Origin of the sequence: Romboutsia sp. 13368 (assembly GCF_018336475.1) — a bacterium.
GTDB lineage: Bacteria > Bacillota > Clostridia > Peptostreptococcales > Peptostreptococcaceae > Romboutsia.
The window spans coordinates 2,435,039-2,457,606 of sequence record NZ_CP048741.1; the positions used below are offsets into that span (position 1 = coordinate 2,435,039).

The window sequence follows — 22,568 nt, forward strand, 5'->3', positions numbered from 1 at the left end:
ATTTGGTAAATTTTCCATTATTAATTTCCTCCATTAAATGTTGTTATTCCCTGTTGGTGGGAGTTCTTATAGTTCTATATAATATCATATTCTTATAATAATGACAAACTTTGAAATTATATATCTTAATTATGTCCAATCTAGTCTTTTATTAATTCTCTAAATTAAGAGTTTTATTTTATAAAAAAAAGAAAGGTCTTAGACCTTCCTTTTTTAATTACTTGATTTTATATCTAACCATGCATTATCATATATTTTCTTTATATCTTTTGGGAAATCAACATATATCTCACATCTATCCATTATTTCTTTTGGCATATATGCATTTGGATTATTTCTTACACTCTCTGGTTGTTCTAATCTAGCTTCTTTATTTGGAGTTGTATATCCTATTTCATCTGCTATTCTTAGTGCACTTTTCTTATCACTTACAAAGTTTATAAACTTTTCAGCTCCTTCAACATTTTTAGCATTCGAAGGTATACATAAACTATCAATCCAGAAGTTAGCACCTTCTTTAGGAACTACATAAACTAAATTAGGATTTTCTTCTTGAAGATTTAATCCTTCTCCAGACCATATCATATTTATATCAGATTCTCCTGCTGGAATCATTGTTGTTCCGTTATCTACACCATATATAGGATCTACAGTTTTTCTTTGTTCTATTAATAATTGCTTAGCTTCTTCAATCTGATTTATATCAGTTGAATTTAGTGAATAACCTAATTTCTTTAAAGCTACTCCTATTGTATCTCTATAAGTATCAAACATAAATATCTTATCTTTATATTTTTCATCCCATAATATATCCCAACTATCTACTTCTTCTTTTACTACATCTTTATTATAAATAAGACCTACAGTTCCAAACATATAAGGTACTGAATATTTATTACCTGGGTCTATTTCTAGATTTAAATATTCTTCATCCATTTGAGATATATTTGGTATATTATCTTTATTTAATTCTTGAACAAGATTTTGTTTAATCATTCTAGGCATTAAAGCATCAGATACTAAAATTACATCATACTTTACTCCACCGCTTTTAACCTTTTGATACATATTTTCCATATCATCAAAAGTCTCTATATTAACTTTTATTCCATATTGCTCTTCAAATTCTTTAATTGTTTCTTCATCTATATTTTCTCCATAGTTAAAGAAATTTATCTCTTCAGATGTTTTTTTGCTACATCCTATGCATAGAGTACTTATCATTAAAGTACTAATTAATAAAACTAATAATTTTTTCATACTATGATTCCTTCCGATTTTTATGTGATTATTTTGTGTTATATCTACATATTTTAATTTTATTTGGTTAATTTTAATTATTTAACAAAAAAGACACTTAAAATCATTTTTATCATAATCTAATTTAGATAAAAATGATTTTAAGTGCCTATACGATTTCCATTACTTATGGTACGGTTCATTATTATTAATTCTAAATGCTCTATAAACCTGTTCTAATAGTATAAGCCTCATTAACTGATGAGGGAATGTCATCTTAGAAAAAGATAACTTATAATCCGCTCTTTTTAAAACCTCATCTGAAAGACCTAATGATCCACCTATAACAAAAGTTATATGGCTATTACCTCTAACAGCTAACTTACTCATTGTATCTGCTAGTTCTTCTGAAGATAAATTCTTGCCATCTATAGCTAAAGCTATAACATAACTATTATTCTTTATCTTACTAAGAATCTTTTTACCTTCCTTATCCTTAACTATAAGCATGTCCTTTTCACTTAAATTTTCAGGACACTTTTCATCATCAAGTTCTATAATATCTAATTTACTGTACTTACTTAATCTTTTAGAAAATTCATCTAATCCTAACTTTAAGTACTTTTCTTTAATTTTACCTACTCCGATTACAGTTATATTCATAAATTTCTCCTTAGTCCGTTCTAATATTGTCTACTACTTAACTTTGTATATATCAGATACTTCTTCTCTTAATAAAACATCTAACTTTATATCTTGTCCTATTATTATATCATTTTGAGCTAATATAGATTTAGATGTTTCATATGCTAACTCTGGGAAGTTATTTTCTTTACTTAAGTGAGCTAATAATATTCTTTCTGTACCTTCCTTTACAAGGTCTATACAGAATTTGGCTGCATCTTCATTAGATAAATGGCCTGTATCTGACATTACCCTCTTCTTTAATGCATATGGATATGATCCCATCATAAGCATATTAGGGTCATAATTTGATTCTAGCACAACTAATTTTGATTTATATAAGTGTCTTCTTATATTATCAGTTATCATTCCTATGTCTGTAGCTATAGACATCTTTTCATTTTCTGCATAAAAATTATACCCTACTGCATCAGATGCATCGTGAGATATTGAAAAAGGTCTTATTATTAAATCCCCTAAAGAATAACTTCTATCATTTTCAAATACTTTCATATTGCTATCTTTTATATCTCCAAGCTTGTCTTTCATAGCACACCATGTCTTCACATTTGCAAATATAGGTATATCATATTTCCTAGAAATTATACCCGCTCCTTTTATATGGTCTGAGTGCTCATGTGTAATAAATATCCCTTTTAAACTTTCTATATCTATATTTATATCTTCAAGACCTGTAGTTATTCTTTTTCCACTAAGGCCTGCATCTACTAGTATGTTGGTATCTTTATATCCTATATAGTGGCAATTTCCACTACTTCCGCTTCCTATTGAACAATATTTCATCATACTGTCACCTCATTTTTTATAATCATAGATTATATTATACCAAAAAAATAGAGCATTAAATAAAAATTTAATACTCTCTGTAAATTTTACTTATATTCACTTATAATTTTATCTATATCTACACCTTTTTTATTCCATAAATCAACAAACTTAGCTCCATTAACATTTTTGTACATATATGTACTATAATATTCTTTTAATGTTTCAAAAAATATTTCATCGCCTACTTTATTTCTTACTTCATTAAATGCTAATGCACCCTTAGTGTATACATTTAAGCTATAATCTATAGAATTTTTATATTTTGTTGTTGGTTTAAATATATTTTCACTTGAATGATTTTTAGTCTGTATTTCCATAGTTTTTATCAATTTAGAGGCAACTTCTTTCCCGTATTTTTCTTCAAAATAAAGAACAGTTGAATATTCTGTAAGTGCTTCATCTAACCAAGGTTCGCTTATTTCGTCATTTCCTACAACAGAATACCACCATTGATGAGCTGTTTCATGTGCAATTACGTATTCAAGTAAAAATTTATCTTTTTCATTATATAAAGTTTGGTCAATCATTACTAATGTAGGGTATTCCATACCACCTATGAAAAAATCACTTGCTATCACTGAATATGTATCATAAGGATATTCACCAAATAAATCACTGAAAATACTGATAGAATCTTTAGCTATTTTTGTTGACTCTATAGCTAGATTTTCATTTAAATTATATGTACTTATATCAACACCTTTATATGTCTCTTTTTTAACTTTAAATTTATCACTTAAAATGAATGCAAAATCTCTAACCTTTTTTGCTTGTATTTCATAAAATGCTTTTTCAGAATCAGACTTTTCAGAAATAATGTTACCTGTGCAACCTATTTTATATTTTTTAGGAATTAGTAATTTAACATAGAAATCACTTGTATCACTATAGAATGGATCACCTACAGTCTCATAACCTTTTAAGTTCCATCCTCTATCATCATGAACACATGCTATAGGAAACCAATTAGTTATATTTATAGTATTTTCTCCATACCCAAATCTTCCTTCTGAGTTAGGTATTTTTACATTAAATTTCATATCTATAGATATTTTTTCTCCTGGCTTTAATTGTCTACCTATTTTTACTTCTAGCAAATCATTTTTTTCACCTTTTATTTCATATTCTAACTTGTTATTATTATTTAAAACATTTTTTATGTCTATATAGCCTTCATTAAACCCATTTGGATAGGCTTGACTCATTTCATCTTTTTCAAAAGGAGCAAATTCCTTTTTCGAAAAAGCATTTGGATATATGTGGAAATATACTTTATCTAAAGTTAAATTTGTATTATTTATGTACTCTATATTCTGATTACACATAAGCCTTTTACTTTCATCATCAAATATAACATCCATAATATATTTATTTATGCTATTATTTTCTTCAKTATTTAATGTTTGTACTAAATTTTTGCTTTGATATAAATATACTCCACATCCTACAACCACTAATAAAGCTACCATTATTCCTGTTGTTTTTCTTACCTTCTTAGTAAAGTTTATTATCATATAATCTCCCCCTTTCTTTTTTAATATGAATAATTTTTTCTCTTTTTTTGTAATATAAACTTGTGTAATTAAAGATTTAGTTTTTTGTGATATAATCTTATCTGAGGTGATAAAATGTTTTTCAAAGAAGTCAATGAAATAGATTTAGGTGAAACTACTATTGCCAATATCTTTATAGATATATTTATGCCTATGGCTAATGGATTATACGTTAAAGTTTATCTTCTAGGTTATAGACAAGCATGTGACCCTAACTCTAATCCTAAGTTTGATAATAATTCAATTGCTAAAAATTTAAATATACCTCTTTCTGATGTAATAGATGCATGGAAATTCTGGCAAAACAAGAATATTATTAAAATGCATAAAAACGAGGGGCTAGATGATTTTGACTATTCGATAGAATTTTTAGACTTAAAAAGATTTTATATGGATAATATGCATGTAAATACTAAGTCTATAAAATCTAATAGTGATAGTATAGTTTCTGTTTCAGAAAACCCTAATGTCAGAAAGATGTTTACTACTATAAATAAAATAGTTGGAAGATATCTTGATCCAGGTGAAAAGATTAGTATTTTAGAAATAATGAATAAATATAATATGGATCCAGATATGATAGTATGTGCATATGAATATGTAAGAGATAAGCATGGTTCTTCTAGACCTGTTAAATACATTGAATCTATTCTTCGAGGATGGTATGATTCTAATTTATTTACTCCTCAAGATGTTAAAGATAGTTTTATAGTAAGAAGTGAAAGATATATGATGTATAAAACAATATTTAATGAACTTGGATTTTATAGACAACCATCTAAGCCTGAAGAAAGAATTATGGATAGCTGGTTTGATAGATATAATATGGACATTGAGGTTATATTATCTGCATGTTCTAGAGCTAAAAATACATCAAATCCATCTATATCTTATATAAATGGTATTATTGAAAAGTGGAAAAAATCCGATGTAAAAACTTTAGATGATATAAAAAAATTAGATGAAGAGTTTAAAAAGAAATCAGATGATAAAAAACAAGTATTTAAAAATACTAAGTCATCTGAACCTACAGTAAAAACTAGATTCCATAATATAAATCAAACATTTGCAAAATATACACCTGAAGAACTAGAAAAAATGTTACAAGAAAGCCAAAAAAATAAATTTAAATAGGTGATTAAATGATAGAATCCAAAATAAGAGAAATACTTGTTTCTTATCAAAAGAAACGAGATAAAGCAGAATCAGAATTAGAATTAAGAAAAAATGATGTATATTCCCAAATTCCAGAATTCAAAAAAATAGATGATGAAATAAGTAAAGTTGGCCTACAATTAGCTAAGTCAGTATTACAAAATCCATCTAATAAAGAAGATATAATACTAGAATCTAAGCAAAAGATGGATAATTTAAGAAAACATAAAGAAGATTTACTAATAAAATATAAAGTACCAACTGGATATCTTGAATTACAGCATGATTGTAATGTTTGTAAAGATAAAGGTTTCTTAGAAAATGGTCAAAAATGCAACTGTTTAAAACAGCAAATAATAAACGAGGCCTATAAAATGTCTAATATATCTAGGATGCTTGAAAAAGAAAACTTTACAACTTTAGATACAAGTATATTTTCTTCTGAAAAAGATCCAGAATCTAATATATCTCCACAGCAGAATATGCTACAAATAGTATCTATATGTGAATCATTTGTATTAGATTTTGATAAAGATAATGGAGAAAATTTATTATTTTATGGAGATACTGGACTTGGAAAAACATTTATGTGTAATTGTATAGCAAAATCACTTTTAGATAGAGGAAATCTTGTTATATATCAAACGGCATTTAAAATGTTTGAAATTATTGAAGAATATAAATTTAAAAATACAGATAATCATATCTCTAAAGCAAATTATGAAAATTTATTTGACTGTGATTTATTAATAATTGATGATTTAGGAACTGAACTTACAAATTCATTTACAAACAGTGAATTATTTAATATATTAAACACTAGACTTTTATCTGGAAAGAAAACAATTATATCTACAAACTTATCTCCTATGCAGTTAGGTTCTAACTATGCACAAAGGATATTCTCAAGGATATTTGATAGATTTAAAATGGTTAAGTTTTTAGGTAGAGATTTAAGATGGGAAAGCAAGAAATAGAAGAAAAATACAACTTATATTTTTCTTCTATTTTTTTATTTTCAAAACATGTATTAATTTAAAAATTAATTATAAATTTATAAAATAAAAAACTCTTAGATTATTCTAAGAGTTTTATTGGAGCTGGTGATAGGAGTCGAACCTACAACCTGCTGATTACAAGTCAGCTGCTCTGCCATTGAGCCACACCAGCATAGTGTATTAAATTGGCGACCTGGAAGGGACTCGAACCCTCGACCTCCAGCGTGACAGGCTGGCATTCTAACCAGCTGAACTACCAGGCCGCATTTATATGTAAATGGTGGGACTAACAGGGCTCGAACCTGTGACCCCCTGCTTGTAAGGCAGGTGCTCTCCCAGCTGAGCTATAGTCCCGGGATATTGGTGACCCATAGGGGAATCGAACCCCTGTTACCGCCGTGAAAGGGCGGTGTCTTGACCGCTTGACCAATGGGCCATAATTGGTGATCCATCCGCGACTCGAACGCGGGACACCCTGATTAAAAGTCAGGTGCTCTACCGACTGAGCTAATGGATCATCTTATGTGTCAGATTTTATCGAATTTTTTCGTTTCTCTTGCTCACAAAAATTATTATATTAGTTTTTTTATTCTAAGTCAACATTTTTATTATATTTTTTTTATTTTTTTTCAATAAATTAAATAAAATGTTGATTTTAGGTATATTTTTCTACTTTATATTATACTAAAAATGGCTTCATTACTTATTTTAAGCTTATTTTGTTAAAATACATATTAAATTTAATTTATTTAAATATTTATCTTACTTTTTTATAAAACTATATAAAATACATTATTTTTTTATATAATTTAGCTATTTTATATAAAATATTTTGTTTATATACATAACAAAAGGGTATAAAAATACATTTATACCCTTATTATTTTTATAATACTAAATTTTAAATTTAGAATATATTTTTTCTAACTATAGTTTGTGCTCTGTTTGGTCCTACAGAAACCATATCAACATTTACACCTACTAATTCTTCTATTTTAGCTACATATTTTTTAGCATTTTCAGGAAGATCTTCGAATCTTTCTACAGTAGTTATATCTTCAGACCATCCTTCTAGTTCTTCATATATAGGTTCGCATTTAGCTAAATCTTCTAAAGATGCAGGGAAATCTTTTATTATTTTATCTCCCATTTTGTATGCTGTACATACTTGTATCTTATCAAATCCAGTTAAAACATCTAATAACATTAATGATATACTAGTTAATCCGTTTACTCTTGCTGCATATCTAACTATAACTGCATCAAACCATCCACATCTTCTAGCTCTTCCTGTTACTGTTCCGAATTCACGGCCTTTAACTCTTATTTCTTCTCCAACTTCATTATCTAACTCAGTTACAAATGGACCTTCTCCAACTCTAGTTGTGTAAGCTTTAACTATACCAACAACATCTTTTATCATGTTTGGTCCTACACCTGCACCTACTGCAAATCCTCCTGATATTGGATGAGATGAAGTAACAAATGGATAAGTTCCTAAATCTAAGTCAAGTAATGTTCCTTGAGCACCTTCAAATAATACTTTTTTACCAGCTTTTATTGCATCATAAACTATTACTGAAGTATCTGCAACATTATCTCTTATTTGATCAGCATATCCTAAGTACTCATTGTATATAGTTTCAAAGTCAAACATAGCTTCTTTTCCATATACACCTTGAACTAATTTATTTTTAGCATCTACTTGTGATTTTAATTTTTTAGCAAATACATCTTTATCCATTAAATCACATATTCTTATCCCTGATCTCTCAGTTTTATCCATATAACAAGGTCCTATACCTTTTTTAGTTGTACCTATCTTATTATCTCCTCTAGCTTCTTCTGCTAAAGCATCTAATTCTTTATGATATGGAAAAACAATATGAGCTCTATCACTTATTTTTATATTACTTGTATCTATATTATCTTTTTTAAGCATTTCTATTTCTTCTAAAAATCCTTGTGGGTCAAATACTATACCGTTACCTATTACATTTATTGTATTTGGATTTAATACTCCTGATGGTATTAATCTTAACGCAAATTTTTTACCATCAACTACTAATGTATGTCCAGCATTATTTCCACCTTGTCCTCTTATTACTACATCTGCTTGTGTCGCAAGGTAATCTATAACTTTACCTTTTCCTTCGTCTCCCCATTGAGAACCTACTACTGCAACTGTTTTCATTATACTTCACCTCTACTATCGTTATTCGAACGCTTTACTCACTCATTTTATCAAATATACGTATTATTTTCAACTTTTTTAATTTTTTATTAATTTTAATATGTATTTTTCTATATCTTTTAAGTTTTCTAAAGACTTTATATCTATTTCCGCATTTTTTATAACTTACAATATAAATATTCTCCCCTGTATATGTATTAATCATACAAATTTTATAGTTTTCATTTTCTTTTGTAGAATACATTACCAAACTTTCTTTTTCTACTTTATCAACTATTCTTAATAAATTCATTTCATTGTTTATTTCTATTGTTTTTGGATATATATATACTAAATTTATATTCAACACACGTTCCTCCATAAAATTAACTATTATAAATATAAAAGCAAGCTTAAAAGCTTGCTTTTATGTTTATTAACATTTATCAACAACACCAATGTGGATATTGTGGATAACAATTTATTTAAATTTCAATATTTGTAGATTTATTAAGACAAATATCCACAGTATAATATTTTAATCATATCGCTTCATGTGGATATTTGTAGATATATTCCAAATTACATTTCTCTAGATTTATCAGCAAATTTTTGAATTTCTCCAAGCCAAACTAACTCAACTGAACCAGTTTCACCATGTCTGTTTTTTGCAATTATAACCTCACCTATATTTTTTCTATCTGAATCAGGATGATAGTATTCATCTCTATATAAAAACATAACTATATCTGCATCCTGCTCTATAGATCCAGATTCCCTTAAGTCTGATAACATAGGTCTGTGATCTGCTCTTTGTTCAGGAGCACGAGATAACTGAGAAAGTGCAACAACCGGACAATTTAATTCTTTTGCAATTATTTTTAGAGATCTAGATATTTTAGCTATCTCTTGTTGTCTACTTTCATTATTACCCTCACCTTCCATAAGTTGAAGATAATCTATTAATATTAGGTCTAATCCCTGCTCTATTTTTAATTTTCTACACTTAGACCTTAGTTCTGAAATTTTTATACCTGGAGTATCATCTATATGAATTTTAGCATTAGATAAAACTGCCATAGCATCTATTATTCTTGGCCAGTCATTTTCATTAAGCCTACCAGTTTTTAACTTGCTAAGTTCAACATTTGACTGAGCAGATAACATACGTTGTACTAACTGTTCTTTAGACATCTCTAAACTAAATACTGCTACAGATGCATCACCCTTTAATGCAGCATTTTGAACAAGATTTAATGAAAATGCAGTTTTACCCATAGCAGGACGAGCTGCTATTAGTAATAAATCTGTCCTTTGCATCCCATTTATCTTTTTATTTAAGTCTCTAAATCCAGTTGTTATCCCCGTTATTTCAGATTTATTTGTATATAAATGTTCTATCATATCATATGCATCCATTAGAACTGAATTTATAGACTTGAAATCATCACTAGCTTTTTCCTGTGATATATCAAATATCTTTTTTTCAGCTGTATCTAGTACATCTTCAATTTTAGTAGAACCATCATATCCTAAATTTATTATATCATTAGAAACTTTTATAAGTTTTCTAAGTACTGATTTTTCCTTTACTATATCTGCATAGTACTTAACATTTGATGTAGTTGGAACAATTGTTGATAAACTTGTTATATAACTTATTCCACCCACATCATCTAAATGACCTTGTTTTTTTAATTCTTCAGTTAGCGTTATTAAATCTATTGGTTCAGATTTATTGCTTAATTTAATCATACATTCATATATAATTTTATGTGCTTCTTTATAAAAGTCATCTGGATTTATTGTCTCACTAACTGTTATCATAGCATCTTTATCAAGTAATATAGAACCTAATATAGATTGTTCTGATTCCACACTATGCGGGGGGATTCTAGTAATATCCTCCATTTTTATCACCTCAAGTGTTTCTCTATTGTTTTTCTTTTACGTCTACTCTTATCTTTGTAGTTACTTTTTGATGTATTTTTATATCAACAAATCTTGAACCTAATACTCTTATTGGTTCATCTAAAGTTATTTTTCTCTTATCAACTTCTATATTATGTTGCTTTTTAATTTGTTCGGCTATATCTTTAGATGTTATTGATCCGAAAAGTCTTCCACCATCACCAGCTTTAGAATATATAACTACGCTTAGTTCTTCCATTTTTTTACCTAATTCTACTGCTGCTTCGTATTCTTTTTGAGCTTTTAACTCTTTTGATTTATTCTTTTCATTTAATTCTTTCATATTCGTATTATCAGCAGGAACTGCTAACTTTTTAGGTAATAAGAAGTTTCTTGCATATCCATCACTTACTTCTTTTACTTCATTTTTCTTTCCTGTTCCTTTTACATCTTTTAAAAGTATAACTTTCATTTATTCTTCCTCCTTCAAATATGTCTGTATTGTATTATTTACCATTTCATATGCTTCTTCTAGTGAAGTATCTAACTGGGCACCAGCCATATCTCTATGCCCCCCGCCTCCTAGTTTCTCCATTAACACATGTACATTTATATTTCCTAATGACCTAGCACTTATAAATACTCTATCATTTTTTCTAGCTAAAACAAACGATGCTTCTACTTCTTTTATATTTAAAAGTTCATCCGCAGCTTGTGCTATAACTACATTTATATTATCAGCTTCTGTTTTTGTATATGCTAAGCATATATTATCATTAATAATTTTTGCATTTTGAATAATGTCTGCCTTAGTTATAAAGTCTTTTATATCTGAATTAAATAACTTTTTAACTTCAATAGTATCTGCTCCAGATTTCTTTAAGTATGATGCAGCTTCAAAAGTTCTTACACCAGTCTTAAATGCAAAGTTTTTAGTATCTAAACTAATCCCTGCTAATAATCCTTCTGCAGTTAATTTATTTATTCTTACATCATCTTCAATGTATTGTACAAGCTCTGTTACCATTTCACATGTAGATGATACATATATCTCATGGAATAAAAGCACTGTATCATTGATAAAGTCTACACCTCTTCTGTGATGGTCTATAACAACAACTTTATCAGATATATCTAATAATTGTGGACATTCTGTAAAACTTGGTCTATGGGTATCTACAACAATTACTAGTGTGTTTTTAGTACACTCTTTTATTGCATAATCACAATCAACAAAAACTCCATTATAATAATCTGATTTTTTTACTCTTTTTATGAACTCTTCTATTGATTCATTTGCATAGTCTAGTACTATATTAGCTGTTCTATTACATGATTTACATATATCGTATATACCAACAGCAGCTCCCATAGCATCCATATCTGGATACGTATGACCCATTATAAATACATGTTCACTTTCTAATATAACTTCTCTTAATGCATGACCTATAAGTCTTGATTTTACTTTTGTTGTCTTTTCTACTGCTTTAGACTTTCCACCATAAAATGCAAATTTATCTTTTGTCTTTACAACTGCTTGGTCTCCACCTCTACCTAAAGCTAAGTCTAGAGCACCTGTTGCAAGTTTTAAGTTCTCATTTATTGTATCTCCATCTATTCCAATCCCCATACTTATAGTTACAGGAAGATTATTTCCATAATCAATTTTTCTGATTTGGTCTAGTATTGAAAACTTTTCTGATTCTAGTTTTACTAATTCTTTTTTATTCATTGTTAAGAAAAACTTATCTTCAGATGTTCTTTTTAATGCACCTTTTGTATTAATTTCTAAATTAGTTAATTCTTTTTCTATAGCTACACTTAAAAGAGGTCTATTTTCTTCTTGTGTACTTTTTAATACTTCATCGTAACCATCTACTTGTATTAACATTATTACATTTTTTTCTTCATCGTACTGCTTTTGCATATTTAAAAAATCTGTTTTATCTATCCAATATAACATCATTAAATATTTAGCACTTTTTTCTTTTTCATTTTTTATTACATTATAAACTATAGTATATTCTCTATCTTTATAGCTTATATCCGTATACATTTCTTTATTTTCATTTAATACTTTTCTTAAATTTAAATTTTTTATAAGATTATCAATATTTGCTCCTAGTAAGTCGTCTTCACCTATCATGACATTAAACTTACTGTTATACCAAGTAATACTACCATCAAATTCAAGTATACATAAAGGTATTGGAAGGTTCATAACTGCTTTTTTAGTTGTTTCATCTATATCTAAAGATAAATTTTCAATATAATTAGTCCATTCTTTTCGTCTTATATTAGTTGTCTTCCAATTATTAATAACCATATATAAAAATCCAATAAAGAATAACCCACCTAAATAAAAGTTATAATATAGTAAAAATATAGATGCTATTCCTACAATAACTATATATAGGTTTACTTCTGGCATATTCATTTTTAAGATTCGTTTACTAGTCATCTATACCTCCTAAGTAGATTTATAGCTTCTTACCCTTCTAAAGTCTATTATACTATCTAACATACCCACAAAAGATACTACCATAAACCCAAATATACTTAAAAATAATGTTGACATAAATATCATTTTAAACGACCCACTTCTGAACCATTTTTTTAAGTAAAAAATAGAAACTGCTATCCCTTGAATCATAAACATAAAGTTAAATATTAATTGTAAATTCATCATTATTAAATCATTATGCATATTTAAATTAACTAAGTCCATAAATATAACAAGTACATATAGTAAAAATGACGCATTTACAGCATTTCCTGGTAAGTAAAAATCTGTGAATTTTGGTAATCTTAAGTTTACCATTCTTATTCTCTTTAAAACAAATACTTCTAAAGCATATATTACAAATGCTACAATAATTCCTTGGAAGAATAATATTGTAGGTATCATATTTTTAATATAATTTATCATATTGGTTACATTAAATGATTCATTTAAATTCATTCCTGCCTTTTCCATAATATAAACTTGGGCATTCATTGACTCTTTCATAACATTTATAAAATCATCTAATATATTTGTTTTAAATACTATATTTGCAACAAAAAAGAAAATAATTACACATATCATATTTACAATTGTACCTATATATACAGGTTCAAATAGATTAAAATCATCTTCTTTTTTATTTCTTATTGCACTTCCTATAAAAATTCCTGGGATTATACTTGTTATACATACACTAATAGCATATAGTGGATTTACAGTAATCATTAATATAAAAAACGTTACTATTAGAGATAGTGTAGAGTATTTATTATCTGTTAAGGTTCCTATTATTGCATATGGTACTGGAACAGCTATACTAAACACACTTAGCATAGGTATGTACACTGTCATTAAGCATAATAATATACCTAATGCGGCTATAAGCGATGCTTGAGGTAGCCTTAATTTATTATTCAATTAAAATCACTCCCTATTTTCCATATGTTTTTTTAAATTCGAAAAATCTCCATACCAATTTTCAACACTGTGATTTTGGTCTATACCTATTTTTATCTTTTCTTTTATCTTATAATCTATTTCATTAAAACTTATTCCCAATCTTTTTGCTAGTAAATACGTTATCATTATTATATTTGCTAAAGTATCTTGAAGCGCTTCATCTAAAGGCTTTACACCTTTAAATATAAGGTCAAATACGTCTCCCACACTAAGTATAAGCTCCTTTTTCATCCACTCTATTATCTTTACATTTTTAGTTACATCTGAATTTCTATCGAATTTCACAGCTTCCCCCCCTTAATATATAAATATTATATCATATATTATATCATATTTAACCAGATAAACAAAAAAACGAGCCGTAAGGCTCGTCCTTTTCTTAGTCTAATGTATATGGTAAAAGTGCTATGTTTCTAGCTCTTTTTATTGCAACTGTTAATTCTCTTTGGTGCTTAGCACAAGTTCCAGAGATTCTTCTTGGTAATATTTTACCTCTTTCAGTTACGTATTTTTGTAATCTTTGAGTGTTTTTGTAGTCTATTCTAGCATCTTTAGAAGCACAGAATTGACAAACTCTCTTCTTCTTACGTCTCTTCTTGTTTATCATAGTAAATTTCCCTCCTTTTTTAGAATGGTATATCGTCATCATCTATAGCTTGGAATCCTTGAGGATCTAATCCTGTTGGCTCAAAGCTAGGTTCGAAGTTCGGTTCGAATCCTTGATGATTTCCTTTATATGAACTCTCAGATTTATTCTTTGTATCTAAGAACTGTACTCTATTTGCATTTACTCTAAAAGCTCTTCTAGTTTCTCCAGCTTGATTTTGGTAACTATCGATTCTTATTGAACCTTGTATAGCTACTAAACTTCCTTTACCTATATAGTTAGCGCAATTCTCTGCAGATTTACCCCAAACTTGTATATCTATAAAGTCTGTTTCTTTTTTCCCATCTTTACCTGAAAATTCTCTATCAACAGCTATAGCGAAGTTTGCAACAGGTGTTCCAGTTCCTGCGATGTATCTTAACTCAGGATCCCTAGTTAATCTACCAATTAATACAACATGGTTCATAATAACACCGCCTTTGTAGTAATAAAACTAGTTATTAAGCAACAACTATCATGTGTCTTATTACGTTTTCGTTTATCTTTAAGTTTCTGTCTAATTCTTTAGGTACTTCAACACCAGCTGCGAAGTTAACTAATACGTAGTGACCTTCAGTGAACTTAGCTATTGGGTAAGCTAATTTCTTGTTCCCCCATACGTCAACTTTAGCAACTTCTCCGTTAGTAGCAACTACTTCCTTAACTTTGTTAAGAACTGCTTCTCTAGTTTCTTCATCAGCGTTTGGCTTTACTACGAAAACTAATTCATAATTTTTCATTATCTTTTCACCTCCCTTTGGACTTAACGGCTCTACATTTGTAGAGCAGAGAAATGAGATTTAAATCTCATACCTACACATTTTATCATTAGTTTTTACAAATGTCAATTCGATTTTATGTCACATATTCTATTATTACATTTTTTTATCTCTTAATACGTATATATGTAAATATATATGCTAATACTATATACGTATAGCCCCCATAACTTAAATATATTTCATCCCAATCTCCCATAAAAAAATGGTGGTTATACAACCACCATTTTTTTATGTATTTAAACTAAATATTTTCCTTAACTATCATATGTTGTTTTAAAACTTCTCCTAATCTCTTTATACCTTCAATAATTCTATTATCTGGCATATTTGAGTAATTTAATCTAAAACAGTTCTCTTTACCTCCATTAGGGAAAAATGATCCACCTGGTACATATGCAACATCATTTTTTAAACAGTCTTGCATTATAACTCTTGAATCTAAGTGACTTGGAAGTTCTACCCATGTAAATAATCCACCTTCTGGGTGAGTATATTCTATTCCTTCAGGAAATTCTGTTTTCATAGTTTCTAACATTAAGTCTCTACGTCTTTCATAAACTTCCTTTAATTTCTCTACATGTTTATCTAAATCGTATAAATCTATAAACTTACTAACTTCTCTTTGGGATATTGTTGATGCTTGTAGGTCTGCTCCTTGTTTTATAAATATGAATTTACTTAATATTTTTTGAGATGCACATGTCCATCCTATTCTATACCCTGGACAGAATATTTTTGAGAAAGTACCTAGGAAAATAACTAATCCTTTTTTATCCATAGATTTTAAAGATGGTAAACTTTCACCTTCAAATCTTAGCTCTCCATAAGGATTATCCTCTATTACTGGTATTTCATATTTATTTATTATTTCCATAAACTTTTTACGTCTTTCTAATGGCCATGTTCTTCCTGTAGGATTTTGGAAATCTGGTATTACATAAATCATTTTTATATTTTCTGTAGTTTCTAGTATCTTTTCTAACTCTTCCATAATCATTCCATTCTTATCTGTTGGAACTTCTATGAATTTTGGTCTGTATGCTTTAAATGCATTTATAGCTCCTATATATGATGGACTTTCACATAGAACTATATCTCCTTCATCTAAAAACGCCTTTCCTGCAAAATCTAAACCTTGTTGAGACCCATTAGTTATTAATATATCATCTTTAGTTACATTTGTTTTGTTTTTGCTATTCATTCTTTTTGCTATTTGTTCTCTTAGTGGTGGGAATCCTTCTGTTGTTGAGTATTGAAGTGCCTGTGTTCCAGATTCATCTAATACTATTTTTGAGATTTCTTTCATCTCCTCTACAGGAAATAGTTCTGGTGCTGGCAATCCTCCAGCAAAAGATATTACTTCTGGTTTTTCTGTAAGCTTTAAAAGTTCACGTATTTCTGACGCTTTTAAATCTTCCATCCTTTTTGCAAATTTAATAGCCATAATTAAAGCACCCCCTGAAAATAATTCCTTTACTTTAATTATAGCAAATCAAATTCAATTTAGATGTGGTGTGTACTATTTTTTTATTATCTTTTTAATCCTTTTTTCTACAGTTTCTCTGTCTAACATTATAGTTCTTAAGCACTTTGTACACTTTATTTTTATATCCATGCCTATTCTTGTAATTTCAAATTCTTTGCATCCACAAGCATGTTGTTTTTTTAATTCTACAACATCACCTATTTTTATATCCATTGGCATAAATACTCACTCTCCTAATCTATGTTTTCTACTTCTTTTGTTCCATTTTCTAGTCTTTTTATTTTGTATATTCCTTTATATTCTATACTATTTTCATCTAAAATTTTCTTTATGCTATCTATATCTTCATATAAAAATCTTATAGATATTCCACAACTAGCTGTTATCTCCCTTGGAGTAGGTAATGTTGTGGCTCTTATCCCAGCTTCTTGTAATGTTTTATCTAATCTTATTGCATGATGTGTTGAGTTAAATGAAACTATATACATTTCGTTCATAATGTCATCCTCTTTCTTATTTTATTTAGAATTATATAGATATAGTTTGTAATGAATTTTTCATTATATCAACTATAGTATACATATTTGTAACACTTCCTAGCTTTAAACTTTCTTTTAATCCATAGTAATCTAGGCAAGTACCACAAGATAATATTTCAACTCCAGCTTCTTCAAGTATTTTTAAATTATCTACAGTATCATAATTTTCAGTACTTAATTTCACACCAGAATTAACTAAAAGTATACTTTTAGGATAAGGTTTTGATTCTGTCAGTGTGTATATAAATCCTTTCATAAGTACAGCACCTAATTCATCATTTCCATTTCCTATTTTATCAGAAGATATAAATATACATTTATCTTCTAATTCATCTTGTTTTTTTTCTTCTATTATAACATTTTCACCTTTTTTTATCTCTATAGAAATTAAGTCTTTTTCTTGTTTTATAATTTCAGCTTTACAATTTAATGAATTAGATAATTTTAATATATTCTGTTTAGCTATATCATTATCTACAGTAACAACTACTATACCTTGCTCAATTTTATCTAATTCTTTTTTTGTATTTATTACAGGTTTAGGACATGCTAAACCTACAGCATTTATCTCTATGTACATACCCAATCATCTCCTTAATATTATTCACATTTATTCTAACATACATATATTTTAACTTGTTATAGATTATTTCTATACACAAAAAGATTCCTAAAAGGAATCTTTTTATTATATAATTTCTAAGTTTTTGTATATATAAACCCCTTTTTGATAATATTCTAATTCTTTATCTTTTGAAGAGTATGAATATAATTCCCCTAAGTTTATATATAAATCAGCTAATATTTTTTTATCATTTAATTCAGTTATTATATTTATACACTTTTGTAAGTATTCAATTGCAACTATATTTTCATTTAAAGCTTTATGCATATCTGAATAATACTTTAAAATTTTAAATTCATTAAATTTATTTTTATTTTTTATTGCAGATGCTAATGCTATTTTACAATATCTCTTAGCAATCTCATAGTCATCATTAGATATATATGCTTCTATTATTTTAAATAAACTATTCATCATATACTCATCTTCATCATTTTTTTTGATATCATATACTTTTTGTGAATACTCTAAAACCTTATCTAAATATCCCATATCTTTATATACATCTGATATAGTTAAATAAATAGACGCTAATTCTGTTTTATTTTTCTCTTTATCCAGAATTTCTAATGCTTTTTTTAAATATTCTTTAGAAGTTTCGTATTCCCCCATATTCAAAAGATTATTTGCTTTTAGCATTAGAACATTTAATTCTTCTTCTGGATTATTTTTTGAATCTACTTCATCCATTTTTTTTGTATAATATAAAGATTTTTCATTATCATTTAATTTAATATAACAATAAGCTATTTTACTATATAAATCTTTATACATATCTATATCTTCAAGTTGTATTTCTTCTAATGCATTTTCTGCAAAATCAAATTGAAGAACTGCACCTTTATAGAACTCTTCTAGCATATAAATTTTACCTATATTTAGGTAACATCTAAATACTTTTTCTTTATCATTATTTTTTATAAAACAATGTAGTGCTTTTTCATAACTCATAACTGATTCACTATATTTATCTTTTTTAAAATTTATATCTGCTAATAAAAAATTACATTTTCCGTAATTATCTAAAATTTTATATTCATCACATATTTCTATTGCTTCTCTTAACTGATTTTCAGCTTTTTCTAATTCATTACATTTAATTAAAATCTCACTTTGAAGTATTAAGTTATCAGTTAATTTCTTAGACTGCATTTCTTTAGTTTCTAATAAATAATCAACACTTACATCTAATTGATTTGCTAGATATTCCAGTAACTCATGACTAGTATGTGATTTATCTCTTTCTATATGACTTATTTGGGCTGCAGTAATTCTATCTCCTGCCAATTCTTTTAATGTCATATTTTTTTCTTTTCTTAACTTTTTTATCTTTTCTCCTAAACTTAAAATATTCATACTACTCCCCCATGAAATCATTTTCTTTCAATTTAATTATAACTTATATTTATTTTAAAAACACTATATATTTTCAAAGTATATTCTAATTCGATTAAATAATGTTCGCTTCTACATAAATTTTATTTTATATTTTACTTTTTTATAAGTAAGTAATCTATAAAATTATTTTATACAAAAAATAAGAGGTTACCTCTAAGTAAATCATAATTTCATGGTATTACTTAAGATAATCTCTTATTTATAAATTAATTATTTTTTGATATTTCTTTTAATGCATCTATTGATTTATCTATCTCTTCTTTAGTATTAAAATATCCTATACTAAATCTCACTGCACCTTGTTCTAGTGTATCTAAAGTTTTGTGTGCTAGCGGAGCGCAGTGTATTCCAGATCTAGTAGCTATATCATATTCACTATCTAGTAAGAATGTTATTTCTCCAGAATCCATATTTCCTATATTTATGCTTATAACAGATGCTCTTTTTTTTGCATCTTTTGGACCATAAATTTTTATATTAGGTATTTCTTCTAGCCTTTCTAGCATATACTTACATAACTCTTCTTCATGTTTTTTTATCTTTTCTATTCCCTCTTTAAATATGAATTTAACACCTTCATTTAGTCCAACTATTCCAGGAGTATTATGGGTTCCTGACTCATATTTATCTGGAACTAAGTCTGGTTGAAATAAATCTTCTGATCTACTTCCTGTTCCACCTTCTTTTAAAATATCTAAACTTAATCCTTCTCTTATATAAAGTATACCTGTTCCTTGTGGACCTAATAATCCTTTATGTCCAGGTGCTGCTAACATATCAGCTTTTATATCTTTTAAATCTATATCATAAACACCTAATGTTTGAGATGCATCTATTAAATATAATACATTGTGCTTTCTAGCTATTTCTGATACAGATTTTATATCTATTAATGTACCACATACATTTGATGCATGAGTTGTCACTATCAATTTTGTATTAGGCTTTATTGCTTTTTCTAAATCATCTATATTTAAAAATCCTTGTTCATCACATTTAACTATAGTATTTTCTATGCCTATTTTTTCAAGAGCTTTTATTGGTCTTATTACTGAGTTATGTTCCATACTAGTAGTTATTATATGGTCACCTTCTTTTACAACACCTTTTATAGCTAAATTTAATGAATCTGTTGCATTATTAGTAAATACTATATTCATTGGATTATCTATATTAAGTAGCTTAGCTATATTTTCTCTTGTGTCATATATTTCCCTAGCTGCTTTCATAGCTAACTTATGACCTGCTCTTCCTGGATTTGCACAATAATTTTTCATACAATCCATCATAGCATCATATACAGCTTCTGGTTTTGGAAATGTCGTTGCTGCATTGTCTAAATAAATCATTTTATGATTCCTTTCCTCTTCTTAGTTATCCTCAAGAAGCATAGATACTATATTATTTAAATCATCTTCATTATAGTATTCTATTTCTATTTTTCCTTTTTTCTTTCCTTTAGATATATTTACTTTCGTTCCAAATATATTTCTTAATCTTTCTTCAACATCAACAATAAATACATCTTTTTCTTTAACTTTTTTAGGAATTTCTTTAATATTTTCTTCGCTAATTTTTTTTGCTAAATTTTCTGTAGCTCTAACTGAAAGCTCTTCAGCTATTACTTTATTGGCTAACTCTATTTGTAAATTTTCATCCGATATTCTAAGTATAGCCTTTCCATGACCTGCTGTTATCTGACCTTGGTCTATCATATCAGTTATTTGCTTAGGTAGATTTAATAATCTAAGTGTATTAGTTATATGAGGTCTACTCTTTCCTACAGCTTCTGATATTTCTTCTTGTGTAACTTCATAATTTTTTATTAAACTTTTATAAGCTAATGCTTCTTCTATTGGATTTAACTCTTCTCTTTGTAAATTTTCTATAAGTGCAATCTCCATAATATCTTTCATTGGTATATCTTTTATAACTGCAGGTATATCACTTCTACGTGCTAATTTAGATGCTCTATATCTTCTTTCTCCTGCTATTATCATATATTTACCTTTATCATCAGGTTTAAGCACTATAGGTTGTAATACTCCATAATTTTTTATAGATTCACTTAATATTTTTATTTTTTCTTCATCAAATACTCGTCTAGGTTGATCTTGATTTGGATATATATTTTTTAATTCTATTGTTGTTATATCTTTTTTATCTATTTCACCATTAATATCAGGTATTAATGCACTAAGTCCTCTTCCTAATCTGTTAGTTCTTTTTGTTGTTTTATTCTCCATCTTATATTATATCCTCCTCTAAATCTATAAATTCCTCTGCTAATTCCATATAAGCTAGAGCACCTCTACATTTTGAATCATAATAATAAACAGGTTTACCATGGCTAGGTGCTTCTGCTAATCTAACATTTCTAGGTATTAATGTTGTATATACACTTCCCTTAAAGTATCTTTTTACTTCATCAACTACTTGTATTGATAAATTAGCTCTTCCATCAAACATACTTAATACAACACCTTGAATGTCTAACTCTGGATTTAGTCTAGATTTAACTAATTTTATAGTCCCCATAAGCTGACTAACACCTTCCAAAGCATAATATTCACATTGAATAGGTATTAAAACGCTATCTACTGCAGTTAGACTATTTATAGTTAACATCCCTAATGAAGGAGGACAATCTATAAATATATAATCATAATTATCTCTTACCTTTTCTATTGCATTTTTTAGTATATACTCTCTATTATTTCTTGATGTAAGTTCTATCTCACATCCTGCTAAGTCTGTATCTGATGATACTATGTCAATATTTTCAAACTCTGTTTTTAATATTGTTTCACTTATATCTACTCCATCTATTATTACATCATATATTGTTCTTTCTACTGCATGTTTCTCTATACCATATCCACTAGTTGTATTTCCCTGTGGATCTAAGTCTAGTACTAATATTTTTTTACCCATTGTACCTAAACTTGCAGTTAAATTTACGTTAGTAGTAGTCTTTCCTACTCCTCCCTTTTGATTAAATACTGCTATTACTTTACTCATTTTGACTGTTCCCCCTGTAATCTTCTAAAAAAAGATTACT

The 22,568-nt window shown here is 27.6% G+C and carries 25 protein-coding genes and 5 tRNA genes (1 of these 30 cut by a window edge); 3 read left to right on the forward strand and 27 right to left on the reverse strand.

All coding sequences use genetic code 11. From position 1 onward, the window contains the following. Positions 1-9 carry the 3' portion of a GntP family permease gene (locus G3997_RS10335; RefSeq protein WP_296645662.1) on the forward strand. The gene continues 1,218 nt to the left of window position 1, outside the view, so the window shows 9 of its 1,227 coding nt (coding positions 1,219-1,227); its start codon lies beyond the left edge, outside the window; the stop codon is at positions 7-9. Positions 10-213: 204 nt separating this feature from the next. On the opposite strand, the gene G3997_RS10340 is transcribed toward G3997_RS10335, so the two are convergent. The 4 genes from G3997_RS10340 to G3997_RS10355 form a co-directional block, all read right to left on the reverse strand. After that, positions 214-1,260 (reverse strand): ABC transporter substrate-binding protein, encoded by a 1,047-nt coding sequence (locus G3997_RS10340; protein WP_296645665.1) that lies wholly within the window; start codon positions 1,258-1,260, stop codon positions 214-216. Positions 1,261-1,422: 162 nt separating this feature from the next. Further along, positions 1,423-1,902, reverse strand: coding sequence for a 23S rRNA (pseudouridine(1915)-N(3))-methyltransferase RlmH (gene rlmH / locus G3997_RS10345; protein ID WP_296645667.1), 480 nt, complete (start codon positions 1,900-1,902; stop codon positions 1,423-1,425). 33 nt (positions 1,903-1,935) lie between these two features. Beyond that, on the reverse strand, positions 1,936-2,730 hold the full coding sequence (locus G3997_RS10350) for an MBL fold metallo-hydrolase (protein WP_296645669.1): 795 nt from the start codon (positions 2,728-2,730) through the stop codon (positions 1,936-1,938). 86 nt (positions 2,731-2,816) lie between these two features. Next, entirely contained in the window at positions 2,817-4,286 is a 1,470-nt protein-coding gene (locus G3997_RS10355) for a M1 family metallopeptidase (protein WP_296645671.1), read from the reverse strand. 114 nt (positions 4,287-4,400) lie between these two features. On the opposite strand from G3997_RS10355, the gene G3997_RS10360 reads away from it, so the two are divergent. Next, positions 4,401-5,459, forward strand: coding sequence for a DnaD domain protein (locus tag G3997_RS10360; protein ID WP_296645673.1), 1,059 nt, complete (start codon positions 4,401-4,403; stop codon positions 5,457-5,459). An 8-nt stretch (positions 5,460-5,467) separates the two neighbouring features. Continuing rightward, positions 5,468-6,457: an ATP-binding protein gene (locus G3997_RS10365; protein WP_296645676.1), complete on the forward strand. Its 990-nt coding sequence runs from the start codon at positions 5,468-5,470 to the stop codon at positions 6,455-6,457. A 118-nt stretch (positions 6,458-6,575) separates the two neighbouring features. On the opposite strand, the gene G3997_RS10370 is transcribed toward G3997_RS10365, so the two are convergent. From G3997_RS10370 to G3997_RS10480, 23 genes are all read right to left on the reverse strand, one after another. Next, positions 6,576-6,650: transfer RNA gene (locus G3997_RS10370), tRNA-Thr, on the reverse strand. Between the two features lie 14 nt (positions 6,651-6,664). Further along, a tRNA-Asp gene (locus G3997_RS10375) sits at positions 6,665-6,741 on the reverse strand. A 15-nt stretch (positions 6,742-6,756) separates the two neighbouring features. Beyond that, a tRNA-Val gene (locus tag G3997_RS10380) sits at positions 6,757-6,832 on the reverse strand. A gap of 7 nt (positions 6,833-6,839) precedes the next feature. Then, positions 6,840-6,914, reverse strand: a tRNA-Glu gene (locus G3997_RS10385). 5 nt (positions 6,915-6,919) lie between these two features. After that, positions 6,920-6,995 (reverse strand) — tRNA-Lys (locus G3997_RS10390). Between the two features lie 390 nt (positions 6,996-7,385). Further along, the gene (locus tag G3997_RS10395; RefSeq protein WP_296645679.1) at positions 7,386-8,672 is read right to left on the reverse strand and encodes an adenylosuccinate synthase; all 1,287 of its coding nucleotides are present in this window, start codon (positions 8,670-8,672) and stop codon (positions 7,386-7,388) included. A 34-nt stretch (positions 8,673-8,706) separates the two neighbouring features. Then, positions 8,707-9,018, reverse strand: a complete 312-nt coding sequence (locus G3997_RS10400; RefSeq protein WP_296645681.1) for a hypothetical protein — start codon at positions 9,016-9,018, stop codon at positions 8,707-8,709. A gap of 215 nt (positions 9,019-9,233) precedes the next feature. Continuing rightward, entirely contained in the window at positions 9,234-10,562 is a 1,329-nt protein-coding gene (dnaB, locus tag G3997_RS10405) for a replicative DNA helicase (RefSeq protein WP_296645684.1), read from the reverse strand. A 22-nt stretch (positions 10,563-10,584) separates the two neighbouring features. After that, positions 10,585-11,034 (reverse strand): 50S ribosomal protein L9, encoded by a 450-nt coding sequence (gene rplI, locus G3997_RS10410; protein WP_296645686.1) that lies wholly within the window; start codon positions 11,032-11,034, stop codon positions 10,585-10,587. After that, positions 11,035-13,026 (reverse strand): DHH family phosphoesterase, encoded by a 1,992-nt coding sequence (locus G3997_RS10415; RefSeq protein WP_296645688.1) that lies wholly within the window; start codon positions 13,024-13,026, stop codon positions 11,035-11,037. It abuts the gene before it with no gap. A gap of 9 nt (positions 13,027-13,035) precedes the next feature. Then, positions 13,036-13,989, reverse strand: coding sequence for a YybS family protein (locus G3997_RS10420; RefSeq protein ID WP_296645690.1), 954 nt, complete (start codon positions 13,987-13,989; stop codon positions 13,036-13,038). A 6-nt stretch (positions 13,990-13,995) separates the two neighbouring features. Beyond that, on the reverse strand, positions 13,996-14,316 hold the full coding sequence (locus G3997_RS10425) for a MazG-like family protein (RefSeq protein ID WP_296645693.1): 321 nt from the start codon (positions 14,314-14,316) through the stop codon (positions 13,996-13,998). Between the two features lie 94 nt (positions 14,317-14,410). Then, a complete protein-coding gene (gene rpsR / locus G3997_RS10430; RefSeq protein ID WP_071118875.1) occupies positions 14,411-14,638 on the reverse strand; it encodes a 30S ribosomal protein S18 in 228 nt (75 codons plus the stop codon). A gap of 19 nt (positions 14,639-14,657) precedes the next feature. Then, positions 14,658-15,104, reverse strand: a complete 447-nt coding sequence (locus G3997_RS10435; RefSeq protein WP_296645695.1) for a single-stranded DNA-binding protein — start codon at positions 15,102-15,104, stop codon at positions 14,658-14,660. 34 nt (positions 15,105-15,138) lie between these two features. Then, complete coding sequence (gene rpsF / locus G3997_RS10440; protein ID WP_296645697.1) at positions 15,139-15,417, reverse strand: 30S ribosomal protein S6; 279 nt, start codon at positions 15,415-15,417, stop codon at positions 15,139-15,141. 283 nt (positions 15,418-15,700) lie between these two features. Then, positions 15,701-16,903, reverse strand: coding sequence for an aminotransferase-like domain-containing protein (locus G3997_RS10445; RefSeq protein WP_296645700.1), 1,203 nt, complete (start codon positions 16,901-16,903; stop codon positions 15,701-15,703). A gap of 75 nt (positions 16,904-16,978) precedes the next feature. Beyond that, a complete protein-coding gene (locus G3997_RS10450) occupies positions 16,979-17,164 on the reverse strand; it encodes a DUF951 domain-containing protein (protein WP_296645702.1) in 186 nt (61 codons plus the stop codon). A 14-nt stretch (positions 17,165-17,178) separates the two neighbouring features. Continuing rightward, positions 17,179-17,442: a DUF3343 domain-containing protein gene (locus G3997_RS10455; RefSeq protein WP_296645704.1), complete on the reverse strand. Its 264-nt coding sequence runs from the start codon at positions 17,440-17,442 to the stop codon at positions 17,179-17,181. Positions 17,443-17,473: 31 nt separating this feature from the next. Beyond that, positions 17,474-18,064 carry a sulfurtransferase-like selenium metabolism protein YedF gene (yedF, locus tag G3997_RS10460; RefSeq protein WP_296645705.1) on the reverse strand — a complete coding sequence of 197 codons (591 nt, stop codon included), beginning with the start codon at positions 18,062-18,064 and terminating at the stop codon, positions 17,474-17,476. Positions 18,065-18,172: 108 nt separating this feature from the next. Beyond that, the gene (locus tag G3997_RS10465; RefSeq protein WP_296645707.1) at positions 18,173-19,465 is read right to left on the reverse strand and encodes a helix-turn-helix domain-containing protein; all 1,293 of its coding nucleotides are present in this window, start codon (positions 19,463-19,465) and stop codon (positions 18,173-18,175) included. A gap of 248 nt (positions 19,466-19,713) precedes the next feature. Continuing rightward, positions 19,714-20,856: an aminotransferase class V-fold PLP-dependent enzyme gene (locus tag G3997_RS10470; protein WP_296645709.1), complete on the reverse strand. Its 1,143-nt coding sequence runs from the start codon at positions 20,854-20,856 to the stop codon at positions 19,714-19,716. Positions 20,857-20,877: 21 nt separating this feature from the next. Then, positions 20,878-21,753 (reverse strand): ParB/RepB/Spo0J family partition protein, encoded by an 876-nt coding sequence (locus G3997_RS10475; RefSeq protein WP_296645712.1) that lies wholly within the window; start codon positions 21,751-21,753, stop codon positions 20,878-20,880. Position 21,754: 1 nt separating this feature from the next. Then, positions 21,755-22,528 (reverse strand): ParA family protein, encoded by a 774-nt coding sequence (locus G3997_RS10480; protein ID WP_296645714.1) that lies wholly within the window; start codon positions 22,526-22,528, stop codon positions 21,755-21,757. Positions 22,529-22,568: the final 40 nt, after the last annotated feature.

Excerpts from the sequence above, each read along its gene's own strand:
- yedF (WP_296645705.1), bottom strand. The coding sequence starts at position 18,064 with ATGTACATAGAGATAAATGCTGTAGGTTTAGCATGTCCTAAACCTGTA.
- G3997_RS10360 (WP_296645673.1), top strand. The coding sequence starts at position 4,401 with ATGTTTTTCAAAGAAGTCAATGAAATAGATTTAGGTGAAACTACTATT.
- rpsR (WP_071118875.1), bottom strand. The coding sequence starts at position 14,638 with ATGATAAACAAGAAGAGACGTAAGAAGAAGAGAGTTTGTCAATTCTGT.
- G3997_RS10470 (WP_296645709.1), bottom strand. The coding sequence starts at position 20,856 with ATGATTTATTTAGACAATGCAGCAACGACATTTCCAAAACCAGAAGCT.
- G3997_RS10445 (WP_296645700.1), bottom strand. The coding sequence starts at position 16,903 with ATGGCTATTAAATTTGCAAAAAGGATGGAAGATTTAAAAGCGTCAGAA.
- G3997_RS10480 (WP_296645714.1), bottom strand. The coding sequence starts at position 22,528 with ATGAGTAAAGTAATAGCAGTATTTAATCAAAAGGGAGGAGTAGGAAAG.
- G3997_RS10465 (WP_296645707.1), bottom strand. The coding sequence starts at position 19,465 with ATGAATATTTTAAGTTTAGGAGAAAAGATAAAAAAGTTAAGAAAAGAA.
- G3997_RS10455 (WP_296645704.1), bottom strand. The coding sequence starts at position 17,442 with ATGAACGAAATGTATATAGTTTCATTTAACTCAACACATCATGCAATA.
- G3997_RS10340 (WP_296645665.1), bottom strand. The coding sequence starts at position 1,260 with ATGAAAAAATTATTAGTTTTATTAATTAGTACTTTAATGATAAGTACT.
- G3997_RS10435 (WP_296645695.1), bottom strand. The coding sequence starts at position 15,104 with ATGAACCATGTTGTATTAATTGGTAGATTAACTAGGGATCCTGAGTTA.
- rplI (WP_296645686.1), bottom strand. The coding sequence starts at position 11,034 with ATGAAAGTTATACTTTTAAAAGATGTAAAAGGAACAGGAAAGAAAAAT.
- G3997_RS10475 (WP_296645712.1), bottom strand. The coding sequence starts at position 21,753 with ATGGAGAATAAAACAACAAAAAGAACTAACAGATTAGGAAGAGGACTT.
- G3997_RS10415 (WP_296645688.1), bottom strand. The coding sequence starts at position 13,026 with ATGACTAGTAAACGAATCTTAAAAATGAATATGCCAGAAGTAAACCTA.
- dnaB (WP_296645684.1), bottom strand. The coding sequence starts at position 10,562 with ATGGAGGATATTACTAGAATCCCCCCGCATAGTGTGGAATCAGAACAA.
- rpsF (WP_296645697.1), bottom strand. The coding sequence starts at position 15,417 with ATGAAAAATTATGAATTAGTTTTCGTAGTAAAGCCAAACGCTGATGAA.
- rlmH (WP_296645667.1), bottom strand. The coding sequence starts at position 1,902 with ATGAATATAACTGTAATCGGAGTAGGTAAAATTAAAGAAAAGTACTTA.
- G3997_RS10395 (WP_296645679.1), bottom strand. The coding sequence starts at position 8,672 with ATGAAAACAGTTGCAGTAGTAGGTTCTCAATGGGGAGACGAAGGAAAA.
- G3997_RS10450 (WP_296645702.1), bottom strand. The coding sequence starts at position 17,164 with ATGCCAATGGATATAAAAATAGGTGATGTTGTAGAATTAAAAAAACAA.
- G3997_RS10350 (WP_296645669.1), bottom strand. The coding sequence starts at position 2,730 with ATGATGAAATATTGTTCAATAGGAAGCGGAAGTAGTGGAAATTGCCAC.
- G3997_RS10365 (WP_296645676.1), top strand. The coding sequence starts at position 5,468 with ATGATAGAATCCAAAATAAGAGAAATACTTGTTTCTTATCAAAAGAAA.